The sequence below is a fragment of the Bradyrhizobium sp. genome, assembly GCF_050014615.1.
GTDB lineage: Bacteria > Pseudomonadota > Alphaproteobacteria > Rhizobiales > Xanthobacteraceae > Bradyrhizobium.
The window spans coordinates 24407-36469 of record NZ_JBEKCZ010000024.1; the positions used below are offsets into that span (position 1 = coordinate 24407).

Annotated in this window: 11 protein-coding genes; 8 read left to right on the forward strand and 3 right to left on the reverse strand. The window is 65.2% G+C overall.

The features are described from left to right. Window positions 1-97 precede the first annotated feature (97 nt). The 8 genes from ABR948_RS06255 (at window position 98) to ABR948_RS06290 (ending at window position 6788) form a co-directional block, all read left to right on the forward strand. Window positions 98-403: an integration host factor subunit beta gene (locus tag ABR948_RS06255; RefSeq protein WP_428114695.1), complete on the forward strand. Its 306-nt coding sequence runs from the start codon at window positions 98-100 to the stop codon at window positions 401-403. 69 nt (window positions 404-472) lie between these two features. After that, window positions 473-868, forward strand: a complete 396-nt coding sequence (locus ABR948_RS06260) for a LapA family protein (RefSeq protein WP_428114697.1) — start codon at window positions 473-475, stop codon at window positions 866-868. A gap of 75 nt (window positions 869-943) precedes the next feature. Then, the gene (locus tag ABR948_RS06265; protein ID WP_428114699.1) at window positions 944-1603 is read left to right on the forward strand and encodes a phosphoribosylanthranilate isomerase; all 660 of its coding nucleotides are present in this window, start codon (window positions 944-946) and stop codon (window positions 1601-1603) included. Next, on the forward strand, window positions 1600-2817 hold the full coding sequence (trpB, locus tag ABR948_RS06270; protein ID WP_428114702.1) for a tryptophan synthase subunit beta: 1218 nt from the start codon (window positions 1600-1602) through the stop codon (window positions 2815-2817). Before ABR948_RS06265 ends, trpB begins: the two co-directional genes overlap by 4 nt. Then, window positions 2814-3650, forward strand: a complete 837-nt coding sequence (gene trpA / locus ABR948_RS06275; protein ID WP_428114704.1) for a tryptophan synthase subunit alpha — start codon at window positions 2814-2816, stop codon at window positions 3648-3650. Before trpB ends, trpA begins: the two co-directional genes overlap by 4 nt. Before the next feature lie 105 nt (window positions 3651-3755). Next, window positions 3756-4697: an acetyl-CoA carboxylase, carboxyltransferase subunit beta gene (gene accD, locus ABR948_RS06280; protein ID WP_428114707.1), complete on the forward strand. Its 942-nt coding sequence runs from the start codon at window positions 3756-3758 to the stop codon at window positions 4695-4697. Further along, on the forward strand, window positions 4694-6034 hold the full coding sequence (locus tag ABR948_RS06285; RefSeq protein ID WP_428114709.1) for a bifunctional folylpolyglutamate synthase/dihydrofolate synthase: 1341 nt from the start codon (window positions 4694-4696) through the stop codon (window positions 6032-6034). Before accD ends, ABR948_RS06285 begins: the two co-directional genes overlap by 4 nt. A 13-nt stretch (window positions 6035-6047) precedes the next feature. Next, complete coding sequence (locus tag ABR948_RS06290) at window positions 6048-6788, forward strand: metallophosphoesterase family protein (protein ID WP_428114718.1); 741 nt, start codon at window positions 6048-6050, stop codon at window positions 6786-6788. A gap of 62 nt (window positions 6789-6850) precedes the next feature. Here the strand turns inward: ABR948_RS06290 and trxA are convergent, their stop codons facing one another. The 3 genes from trxA to addB form a co-directional block, all read right to left on the reverse strand. Continuing rightward, window positions 6851-7171: a thioredoxin gene (gene trxA / locus ABR948_RS06295; RefSeq protein WP_138831901.1), complete on the reverse strand. Its 321-nt coding sequence runs from the start codon at window positions 7169-7171 to the stop codon at window positions 6851-6853. Between the two features lie 99 nt (window positions 7172-7270). Then, window positions 7271-10756, reverse strand: coding sequence for a double-strand break repair helicase AddA (gene addA, locus ABR948_RS06300; protein ID WP_428114721.1), 3486 nt, complete (start codon window positions 10754-10756; stop codon window positions 7271-7273). Beyond that, window positions 10753-12063 (reverse strand): double-strand break repair protein AddB (gene addB, locus ABR948_RS06305; protein ID WP_428114713.1); only part of this gene is annotated, 1311 nt, incomplete at its 5' end. The genes addA and addB, both read right to left, overlap by 4 nt.

Below are 12063 nucleotides of genomic sequence, written 5' to 3' on the forward strand. Positions count from 1 at the left end.
ATCTGTTTTCGGGCCGACCAAATTTCATTTAGCGTCTTGACAGTTCAAGGCATTTTCACGGAAATGCATATCCGAACCTTCCCGGGTCCCCGTCTCGATGATCAAATCCGAACTCGTTCAGCGTATCGCCGAGCACAACCCGCATCTCTATCAGCGGGATGTCGAGAACATTGTGAATGCGATCCTCGATGAAATCGTCGCGGCTTTGGCGCGCGGCGACCGGGTCGAACTGCGTGGTTTCGGGGCTTTTTCGGTCAAGCACCGTCCGGCCCGCGCCGGCCGCAATCCGCGCACCGGCGCGCATGTGCCGGTGGACCAGAAGAGTGTCCCGTTCTTCAAGACGGGCAAGGAAATGCGTGAGCGGCTGAACCGCGACGACGGCTCACCCGACGCCGGCGCTTAAGCCAGCGCGGCGATTGCGCCGCAGGCAAGTCGAAGCGCGCGCCGGTCTCCATCAACGCGAGAGATGGTCATGCGAAAATTTTTGACGGGCGTGGTGCTGATTCCGCTGGGTCTGATCTTTATCGTCTTTGCGGTCGCCAACCGTCATTGGGTGACGGTGTCGTTCGATCCGTTCAATTCCAGCGACCCCAGCGTCGCGGTGACGCTGCCGCTGTTCGTCGTCATCATCGCGGTGGCGATCGCCGGCGTGGTGGCGGGCGGTTCGGCGACCTGGTTCCGGCAGCGGCACTGGCGGCGGGCGGCTAGGCAGCATGAGGCCGATGCGCGCCAGGCGCGGGCGCAACTGGCCGAACTGCGTGCCGGCGCCATGACACCCCAGCGGTACGATCCACAGCGCCTGCCGGCCCCGCCGCAGGTCGGCCAATATGGGTCCGGCGGGCGAGACAAGCAGGGCGCGACGTTGTAGAACGCGGCCCATCGCCTCGCTTTTTCCGGCGGCTTGCCGCCGCCCTGACCCATCATCTGGCCGTTACGCTGAACCATGTCCCTGATCGTCAAAATTTGCGGCCTGTCCACGCGCGAGACGCTCGACGTCGCGCTGGATTCCGGCGCCGACATGGTGGGATTCGTGTTCTTTCCGCCGTCGCCACGGCACTTAAGCCTTGAGACCGCCCGCGACCTCGGCCGGTTGACAAAACGCCGCGCGTCGAAGGTGGCGCTCACGGTCGATGCCGACGACGCCACGCTCGCCAACATCGTCGAAGCGCTGCAGCCCGATATGTTGCAGCTGCACGGCAGCGAGACCGTGGCGCGGCTGCGCGACATCAAGCAGAAATTCGGATTGCCGGTCATGAAAGCAATCGCGGTGGAAGCCCCTGCCGATCTTGCGTCGCTGCCCGGATACGCTGTCGTCGCCGACCGGATCCTGTTCGATGCCCGCGCCCCCAAGGATGCCACCCGTCCGGGCGGCCTCGGCGCGGTATTCGACTGGCATGTGCTTGAAAATCTCGCGCTCACGCTGCCGTTCATGGTCTCCGGGGGCCTTCATGCCGGCAATGTCGCGGAAGCCGTTCGCGTCACCCGCGCCGGCGGCGTCGATGTATCCTCCGGGGTGGAACGCACGCCCGGCGTCAAGGATCCCGAGATGATCCGCGCCTTTATTCGCGCCGCGCGCGCAACCGAAGAGCTCATGGTTCGATGAATTCAGCCTTACCCAATTCCTTCCGCAGCGGTCCCGACGAACGCGGGCATTTCGGCATTTTCGGCGGCCGATTTGTCGCGGAAACGCTGATGCCGCTGATCCTCGACCTGGAGAAGGCTTACGCCGACGCCAAGGCCGATCCGGCGTTCCAGGCGGAAATGGATGGCTACCTCAAGGATTATGTCGGCCGGCCGTCGCCGCTGTATTTTGCGCAGCGCCTGACCGAACATCTCGGCGGTGCCAAGATCTATTTCAAGCGCGAGGAGCTCAATCACACCGGCTCGCACAAGGTCAACAATGTGCTCGGCCAGATCATGGTGGCGCGGCGCATGGGCAAGAAGCGCATCATCGCCGAAACTGGCGCCGGCCAGCACGGCGTCGCCACCGCGACGCTGTGCGCGCGGTTCGGACTGGATTGTGTGGTCTATATGGGCGCGGTCGATGTCGAGCGGCAGCAGCCCAATGTCATCCGCATGGAAATGCTGGGCGCCAAGGTCATTCCGGTGCAGTCGGGCTCGCGCACGCTCAAGGACGCGATGAATGATGCGCTGCGCGACTGGGTCACCAACGTGCACGATACGTTTTACTGCATCGGCACGGTGGCGGGTCCGCATCCCTATCCGATGATGGTGCGCGACTTCCAGTCGATCATCGGCATCGAGACCCGCGCCCAGATGCAGGCCGCCGAAGGCCGCCTGCCGGATTCGCTGATCGCCTGCATCGGCGGCGGCTCCAATGCGATGGGGCTGTTTCACCCGTTTCTCGATGATCCCGGTATCGAGATCTTTGGCGTCGAGGCCGCGGGCCATGGGCTGACGGGATTGCATGCGGCGTCGATCGCCGGCGGCCGGCCGGGCGTGCTGCACGGCAACCGCACTTATTTGCTGATGGACGATGACGGCCAGATCCAGGACGCGCATTCGATTTCGGCGGGGCTGGATTATCCCGGCATCGGGCCGGAGCATTCCTGGCTGCATGAAACCGGCCGGGTGACGTATCTGTCGGCGACCGACGAGGAAGCGCTGGCGGCGTTTCAACTGCTGTCGCGGCTGGAAGGCATCATTCCGGCGCTGGAGCCCGCGCACGCCATCGCCAGGGTGATGGATCTCGCGCCGAAGCGGCCAAAGGATCATCTGATGGTGGTCAATCTCTCCGGCCGCGGCGACAAGGACGTGCCGCAGGTTGGCGACATCTTGAAGGGCAGAAAGAAGTGACCACCCGCATCGACACATGTTTCGCCAGGCTGAAGAAAGAAGGCCGCTCCGCCTTCATCACCTTCCTGATGGCGGGCGATCCCGATTCCGCGACCTCGCTTGAGATCATCAAGGCGCTGCCGAAGGCCGGAGCCGACATCATCGAGATCGGCATGCCCTTTACCGATCCGATGGCGGACGGCCCCGCGATCCAGGCGGCGGGATTGCGGGCGCTGAAGGCGGGCATGACCCTGAAGAAGACGCTTGCCCTGGTGCGCGGCTTTCGGGCCGGCGATGCCACGACACCGCTGGTGCTGATGGGCTACTACAATCCGATCTACATTTACGGCGTCGATCGGTTTCTGGCCGATGCCAAATCCGCCGGGGTCGACGGGCTGATTATTGTCGATCTGCCGCCGGAGGAAGACACCGAATTGTGCCTGCCGGCGATGCAGGCCGGACTCAATTTCATCCGGCTGGCGACGCCGACCACCGACGACAAGCGCCTGCCGGCGGTGCTCGCCAACACCTCCGGCTTTGTCTATTACGTCTCCATCACCGGCATCACCGGCAGCGGCAGCGCCGACGCCGATGTGGTCGGCGAGGCCGTCGCCCGCATCAAGCGGCATACCAAATTGCCGGTCTGTGTCGGCTTCGGCATCCGCACGCCGCAAGCCGCCCGTGGCATTGCCGCGCATGCCGATGGCGCGGTGGTCGGTACCGCGCTGGTCGATGCCTTGCGCGGCAGCCTTGATTCCGACGGCCGCGCTACCGCCAAAACCGTCGATGCTGTAGCAGGTCTGGCGGCCGCCCTGGCGCAGGGTGTGCGGGGCGCCAAGCAGGCCGCTGAATAAGCCACAATTGGGTCGAGATACCCGCCGGGCGGCGGCTTGCCGGGCCCCTTCGGGGGCGCCATATATCCACAATGATTGCTGCTTGAGGGCAATTCGGAGCAAAACATGAATTGGCTCACCAACGTCGTCCGGCCGAAAATACGCAATATCCTGCGTCGCGAAACGCCGGAGAATTTGTGGATCAAATGCCCGGACACCGGGCAACTGGTTTTCTACAAGGACGTCGAGAGCAACCAGTTCGTTATTCCCGGCTCGAATTACCACATGCGCATGGGCGCGGTGGCGCGGCTGAAGTCGGTGTTCGACAATGAGACCTGGTTCGACGTGGCGCTGCCCGACGTCACCGCCGATCCCCTGAAATTCCGCGACGAGCGCAAATATGCCGACCGCATCAAGGACGCCCGCGCCAGGACCGGACTGAACGATGCCATCAAGGTCGGCTACGGCAAGCTCGAGGGTGCCGCGGTGGTGATCGCGGTGCAGGATTTCGATTTCATGGGCGGCTCGCTCGGCATGGCCGCCGGCGAAGCCATCGTGCGCGGGCTTGAACTCGCGCTTGAAAAGAAATCGCCGTTCATCGTGTTTGCGGCTTCCGGCGGCGCGCGCATGCAGGAAGGCATTCTGTCGCTGATGCAGATGCCGCGCACCACCGTCGGCGTGCAGTTGATGCGCGAGGCCAAGCTGCCCTATATCGTCGTGCTGACCAATCCGACCACCGGCGGCGTGACCGCCTCTTACGCCATGCTAGGCGACGTGCAGATCGCCGAACCCGGCGCGCTGATCGGCTTTGCCGGCGCGCGCGTGATCGAGCAGACCATCCGCGAGAAATTGCCGGATGGATTCCAGCGCGCCGAATATCTGAAAGACCATGGCATGGTCGACATGGTCGTGCATCGCCACGACATGCGCGCGACGCTGGCGCGGCTTTGTCGACTATTGACCAAATCACCGGCGGTGGAAACCACCCCGAAGCCTGCGCCGCAGGCCGCTATTCCCGACCCGATTGCGTCAGGTGCGGAGTTGGCGCCGGCAGCACCCCACGCGTGAACGCGCCTGCGGCCAAACCGCCGTCGCTGGTCGAACTGGTCGCGCGGCTGTCCGCCCTGCATCCAGAGCGTATCGATCTTGGCTTGGAGCGGATGCATCAGCTGCTGGAACGGCTTGATCACCCCGAATGCAAGCTGCCGCCGGTCATCCATGTCGCCGGCACCAATGGCAAGGGTTCGACGATCGCGTATCTGCGCGCCATTCTGGAAGCCGCATCCCTGCGGGTCCACGTCTATACCTCGCCCTATCTGGTGCGGATCAACGAATGCTATCGCCTTGGCCGCAGCGGCGGCGGAATTCTGGTTGACGACAGCGAATTGCGCGGCGCGCTGGAGCATTGTGAGCGGGCCAATGCCGGAGCGCCGATCACCATTTTTGAAATCGAAACCGCGGCGGCCTTTTGCCTGTTCGCGCAGCATCCGGCCGATGTGGTGCTGCTGGAAGTCGGTCTCGGCGGCCGGCTCGACGCCACCAATGTGATTGCAGCACCGCTGGCCTGCGTGATCGCGCCCGTCAGCATGGATCATACCGAGTTTCTCGGTGATACGTTGACGACCATCGCCGGGGAAAAGGCCGCCATCATCAAGCGCGATGTGCCGGCGATTTGCGCGGAGCAGGCGCCCGAGGCGATGGCCGTGATCGAGCAATATGCCAAGCGCCTGCGCGCGCCGCTGTATACGGCCGGGCAGGAGTGGCACGTCAATGTCGAGCGCGGACGCCTGGTCTATCAGGATGATCGCGGCCTGATGGATCTGGCGGCGCCACGGTTGTTTGGCCGGCATCAGTTCGACAATGCCGGCCTCGCCATCGCCACGCTGCGCGCGCTGGACGCTTTCAGGATCGAACCATCCGCGTTCGAGGCCGGCATCGTCAATGCCGAATGGCCGGCGCGGATGCAGCGTCTGGCGTCGGGCGCGCTGGTGGAGCAGGCGCCGCCGGGGTCCGAGGTCTGGCTCGATGGCGGCCACAATGCCGAGGGCGGCCGCGTTGCCGCGGCGGCGCTGGGCGATCTCGAAGAGCGGGTATCACGCCCGCTCGTCGTGATCGTCGGCATGATGGGTAACAAGGATGCCGGCGCGTTCCTGGCCAATTTCGCCGGGCTGACGCGCCACATCATCGCGGTGCGGATACCGGATCGCGACAACACCATGCCGTCGGATCGGCTGGCGGATGCGGCGCGGCATCTGGGCATGCGGGTCGAAACTGCCGATAGCGTCGAAGCCGCACTGCGTTCGCTGGCGCGCCTGGCCTACGAAGCGCCGCCGCGGATTCTGATCACCGGGTCGCTGTACCTCGCCGGCCATGTGCTGGCCGCCAACGGCACGCCGCCGGGATAGGCCTGGAATGACCATGCGTTTTGCCGCGATTGCCGATGTCCACGGAAATCATCTCGCGCTGCAAGCCGTGATCGCCGACATCCGCGCGCAGGACATCGACGAGATCGTCAATCTCGGCGACATGGCGAGCGGACCGCTCGATGCACGGCGGACCATGGACGCCTTGATGGCGCTGGATGCCGTCCACGTGCTCGGCAATCACGACCGTCATCTGATCGATCGGTCACCTGAGAAGATGGGATCGTGGGACCGACCTGCGCACGCGCAGCTCGATGCGCGTCACCTCGACTGGCTGCGCGCAGTGCCGCCAACGCAGGTGTATCGCGACCGGGTCTTTCTCTGCCACGCGACGCCCCAGAGCGACGAGGTGTACTGGCTGGAGACGGTTTTGCCGGACGGTACGGTGCGGATGTCGTCGCTTGAAGCGATCGAGGCGGCCGCTGAGGGGATCACGCAGCCGCTCATTCTGTGCGCCCACACCCATCTCGCGCGCGCGGTCCGGCTTCGCGACGGGCGCTTGGTGGTCAATCCCGGCAGCGTCGGCTCCCCCGGGTATCGCGACATCCATCCGTTTCCGCATGTCATCGAGGCCGGCTCGCCGGACGCGCGCTACGCGATCCTGGAATGGATCGGGGACGACTGGCGCGTGACGTTCCGGCATGTGCCGTACGATCACGAGGCGATGGCGGCTTTGGCCCGCCGCAACGGCCAACCCGAACTCGCCGCCGCGCTGGCGACCGGGTGGATTCGGTAGCGCCGAAAACAAAACGGCCGGCTCTTCGCCGGCCGTCAAAACCAGATCATCGCAACAGAAGATCAGACCGCAGCGGAAATCCACTGCTGCAACTTCTGCTTCGGCGCGGCGCCGACCTGGCGCGAGGCCATCTCGCCGCCCTTGAAGATCATCAGTGTCGGGATCGACATCACGCCGTATTTCGAGGCCGTCTTCGGGCTCTCGTCGACGTTCAGCTTCACGATCTTGACCTTGTCGCCCATCGCGCCGGAAATCTCGTCGAGCGCGGGCGCGATCATGCGGCATGGGCCGCACCATTCGGCCCAGAAATCGACCACGACCGGGCCGGTCGCCTTGAGCACTTCGGCTTCGAAATCGGCGTCAGAAACCTTGCCAACGGCCATCGGAATACCTCGTTTGGTTTGAAAGGAAAGGCGCAATGGAGAATCGCGCTTGAATCATAGATCCAACCTATGAACGCGATCTTGCCGGGTCAAGCTTGGTCACGCCGAGATGATGGATGCGAGCTGCGCGTCCAGCGCGGGGGCGGAAATCTCCATCAATTCAGGGGTTTCGGTCCACAGCAGCGCGGCGCGGACCGGGCGGCCCGGATAGAGCTTCTGCAGCACCGCCCGGTAAAGCGCGAGCTGGCGGACATAGCTTGTGGGCGCCTCGGCTGACAGGTCGGGCGGGGCGTGGTTGGTCTTGTAGTCGACGATCAGGACCTCGCTTGGCGTCACCACCAGCCGGTCGATCTGCCCTGATATCAACGGCCGCCCCGGCCGATCCAGCCGGCCCACGATCGAGACCTCGGCGCGGCTGCCGGCGCCGAATACCGACGCGAACTGGGGATCGGCGATCAGGGTCATGAGCCGTTCGGCCAGCGCCCCGCGCTCGCTGTCGGTCCATTCGCCGGCATTGCGGGCGAGATAGGCCAGCGCCGCGGCATAGCGGCGGTCGGGGGCGACATCGGGCAGCGACTGCAGCAAACGATGTACCAGCGTGCCCCGCTGCAGGGCACGGGCGCGGGCCTGGAGCGATTCATCGGTGCGGACGCGATAAATTTCATCTTCAGCGGGGTCCGAAGGACGCAGCTGGAGTTCGGCGGCGGCTTCCGGCGGAGCCATCATGCGCAACCATGGCGGCAGCGCGATCGGAGCCATTGTTGCAGGCGAGGCAGCAGTCCCCGTTGTGACCGTGACATCCTGTGGCCGCGCATAGCGCTTCACCACACCATCGCTTGTGTCGAACGCCTGTAGCTGCAGGCTGGAGTTGCCGAGACCTTTAACGATCAGATCGTACCAGGAGAATTTGCGCACCGCATTCATGTTGCCGGGCATGCAGCCGCCGACGATCAGGCGGTCCGCCGCGCGTGTCATCGCCACGTAGAGCAGCCGGCGGTATTCGTCCTCGGTCTCGCCCAGCATCGAGATGCGGGCCGCGGCGACGGCAAGCGGGTCGTCGGCCTTCTTGCCGGCCCACACCACGACGCCGGGCGCATGCGGCGCCGCGTTGCCACGCGGCAGATGGATCAGCTTGAGGCGCTGGGTATCCGAAGGTGACGAGGTGGTGTCGACCAGAAAAACCACCGGCGCCTCCAGCCCCTTGGCGCCGTGCACGGTCATGACGCGGACCTCATCGCGCGAGATTTCCATGTCGCGCTTCACTTCGAGGTCGGCGGCGCGCAGCCACGCCATGAAGCCCTGCAGCGAGGCCGGCGCCTTGCGTTCATAGCCGAGCGCCAGCTCGAGAAACTCGTCGAGCGCGTCATTGGCCTCATGTCCAAGCCGCCGCAGCATTCGCTGCCGGCCGCCGTCGCCACCCAGCAGCCAGGCATAGAATGCAAACGGCGTTTCGAGGACAAAACGGCGTTCGCATTGTTCGAGGCGTCTCGTAGCCGCTTCGAATTTTCCATCGGTTGAAGCGTGAAGGCTCAGCGCCCCGCGCAGCGATCCCTCGCGTTGCCACGCCAGCTTGAACAAATCGTCATCGTCAAGGCCGAACAGCGGGCTCTTCAGGGCCACCGCCAGCGCCAGATCGTCCTGCGGCAACAACAGCGCATCGGCGAGGTTCATCAGATCGATGATCGCGATATGCTCGGTCAGTTTCAGCCGGTCGGCGCCGGCGACGGGAATGCCGGCGTGCTTCAGCGCCTGGATCACGGCGTCGAACGCGTTGCCGCGCCGCCGCACCAGCACCAGCATGTCGCCGTAGCGAAGCGGGCGGCGATCGCCAGCTGAACCGGTCATCGTGCCGCTGTCGACCAGCCGCTTGATCTCGGTCTGAATGCGCCGGGCGAGCCGGACTTCCGGGCTCGTCTCCGACACCGCGTCGAACGGCGCGCGCCAGCCCTCGAGGTCCTGCTTGCCGTCCGGCAGCTGCAATTCCCACAGCTCGATCAGGCTCGGTCCGGCGTCGGCAAGGGCCTCGTGCGGGGGCATGCCGTCGCGGTCGGACGTGATGCTGCGATAGACTTCCTCGATCTGGAAAGCGCTTTCCACCGCGCGCAGCACGCTCTCCCCGGATCGGAACGAGTAGGTGAACGAGACCGGGTCGAACTTCAGGCCCGCCGCCCGGAACCGGGTCTGGAAATGCTGCCGCTTGTCGGCGAATTCGTGCGGGGCCGCGCCCTGAAACGAAAAAATCGACTGCTTCTCGTCGCCGACCGCGAAGATCGTGCGGATGACGCCGTCGCGCGCGCCTTGGCCCGAGGTGAATTCGGAAATGATATGGGCGACGATGTCCCATTGCCGGGGGCTGGTGTCCTGCGCCTCGTCGATCAGCACGTGATCGACGCCGCGGTCGAGCTTGTAATGCACCCAGCCGGAGGACACGCGATCCAGCATTTCCAGCGTCTTGTCGATCAGATCGTCATAGTCGAGCAGGCCGCGCTCCTGCTTCTCGCGCCGGTAATTCGCCGCGGCCGCGGTCGCGATATGCAGCAGCGCCCGGGTGCGGTCCCGGACCGTCACCGCGCGGCGCCGCTCGATCAGGGGGCCGAGGCGCAGACCCTCCCGCTCGAACAGACTGGCGATCGCAGGGTTGTTGTCGCAGAATTTCTTGGTGACCAAAGTTTTGCGCGGCGTGCGATCATCGGTGAGGAACACGCCGAGATATTCGTCGACCTGCGCGCTGCCGATCGATGCCGATGCGTCGCGAAACTGTGCGGCCTGGTTCTGATCAGATTTGCTGCCGGTATCGAGCACTTCAGCGATGTCCAGCCATCGCGACCTCGGCAGATGCGGCCCCTCCACGATCGCGCGCTCGACATCCTCGATGCTGTCGTCCGGGTCGACGCCGAGCGCGACGCACATCTGCGCGGTGGCGGCGTCGGCGCTGCCGGCGGTATCGGTCCATGCCATGAAATGGTCGCGGCTGAGGCAGGCCTCGCGCACCACGTCCTTGAAGGTGACGTCGGCCGCATGAGCCATCGCGATCGTGAGCGCGCGGCCGGTCGCGCTGTCGGGATCGCGGGAGGCGTCGAGCAGCACCTTGAGATTGGCGCGCTCCATCATTTCGTTCTGGTCGCGGTCGTCGAGCACCGCGAAACGCGCCGGCACATTGGCTTCGAACGGGAATTGCTGCAGCAGCCGGGTGCACAGCGCATGGATGGTCTGCACTTTCAGGCCGCCCGGCGTTTCGAGCGCGCAGGCAAACAGCTTGCGGGCCATCATGCGCAGCTTGGCGTGGGGGTGCGCGATGCCCGCCTCGATGATGGCGGCGTCGAGCGCGGCGTCGTCGAGCGTGACCCAATGACCGAGAGTGGAGAATACCCGCTCCGCCATATTGGCCGCCGCGGCCTTGGTGAAGGTGACGCACAGAATTTTCTCCGGCGGCACGCCGTCGAGCAACAGCCGGATCACCCGCTGCACCAGCACATGGGTCTTGCCCGAGCCGGCATTGGCCGAGACGAACGCCGAGGCAGCGGGATCCGAAGCCCGCGCCTGGGTAGCGCGGACGGCGTCGGGAATCGGGCGCAATGCCTTCACCATTCTTCGATCCCCAGCCCGCCGGCCGCCGACCATTCCTTGATGCGGGCGAGATCGTCGTAGGTGCCGTAGCGATTCGACCACATCGACAGATTAAGCGACGTATAGGCCTGGCTTTCATCCTCGAAGGCGCGGATCAGCGCCTCCAGTTTGCTCCGCGCTTCGGCGGCGGCGGCATCGGGCGATTGTGGCTCATCGCCCTTGTTGATCTTCAGCTCCAGCACTTTTTGCTCGCCGGGCGGATTATTGCCGCTGAGCCGCACATACACGAGTTCGCTCACCGAGCTATCGGCCGGAATGTTCGCAAAGCCGCCTTCCCGCAGGATCGCCGCTTCCAGCGTGAGTTGCGGCGACAGTCCCATCCGTACCTGTTTGCCGGTCGGCGGCTGCCCGGTCTTGTAGTCGAGGATCGCAAATGTTCCGTCGCGGCGCCGTTCGATCCGGTCGGCGCGCGCCGACAGCACGAAGCGGCGCGCATCGTCGAGCGGGATCTGGATCTTGCCTCCGATCTCGGCTTCGATTTCGATGATCTGGCTGCGTCGCGCGATTTCCCAGTCCGAAAACCACCCCGCGATGCGCTGGAAGCGCGGCCACCACAGCGCCCGCGCCTCCGGCCGCTCCATCAGCGGCGCGAAATATTTCTGGCCGATGCCGCGCAAGGCGCCCGCGGGATCGTCCGGAAGCGCCGTGGCGAAAGTTTGCGTGAATTCGCCGAGCGCATCGTGGATCGCCGAGCCGCGGTCGGCGGCGGACAGCGGCATGTCGACGGGATCGAGCGGCGCCAGCTTCAGAATGTATTTCGCATAGATCGTGTAGGGATCGCGCAGCCAGTCCTCGATCGCGGTCACCGACAGGTTTAAGGGCCTGACCGCGCGTGGCGGCGTTGGCGCCGGCTGCGCGACCGGCTTGACCCTCGCGGGCCTGTCCAGTTCAGCGGCGAACCGAACATATTGCTCGCCCGCTGCGACCGCCGTCTTCCAGCGTTCCTCGCCCGCCACCGCTTCCAGGCGGTGCAGGAAGCGCGAGGCCACGGCCGGCGCGCCGCTAACCTTGGCGGCGTGACTGAGGATGACATCGTCGGCGCCGAGCAACTGGGCGAAATCGTGCGCGGAAAGGCCGATGCGCCGCTCCGGCAGATCGAGGCCGAGTTCGTGCCGCATCGGCCGGCTCAGCCATGGATCGATCCGCGGCGCCGGCGGCCATACGCCTTCGACCAGTCCGCCGATAATGACGCGGTCGGATTGCGTCAGCCGCGCCTCCAGCGGTCCATAGATTCTCAACTGGGCGTTGGTGGCTTCCGGCCGCCG

Coding starts and splice junctions, on each gene's coding strand:
- ABR948_RS06255 (WP_428114695.1), top strand. CDS start 98: ATGATCAAATCCGAACTCGTTCAGCGTATCGCCGAGCACAACCCGCAT.
- ABR948_RS06260 (WP_428114697.1), top strand. CDS start 473: ATGCGAAAATTTTTGACGGGCGTGGTGCTGATTCCGCTGGGTCTGATC.
- ABR948_RS06265 (WP_428114699.1), top strand. CDS start 944: ATGTCCCTGATCGTCAAAATTTGCGGCCTGTCCACGCGCGAGACGCTC.
- trpB (WP_428114702.1), top strand. CDS start 1,600: ATGAATTCAGCCTTACCCAATTCCTTCCGCAGCGGTCCCGACGAACGC.
- accD (WP_428114707.1), top strand. CDS start 3,756: ATGAATTGGCTCACCAACGTCGTCCGGCCGAAAATACGCAATATCCTG.
- ABR948_RS06290 (WP_428114718.1), top strand. CDS start 6,048: ATGCGTTTTGCCGCGATTGCCGATGTCCACGGAAATCATCTCGCGCTG.
- trxA (WP_138831901.1), bottom strand. CDS start 7,171: ATGGCCGTTGGCAAGGTTTCTGACGCCGATTTCGAAGCCGAAGTGCTC.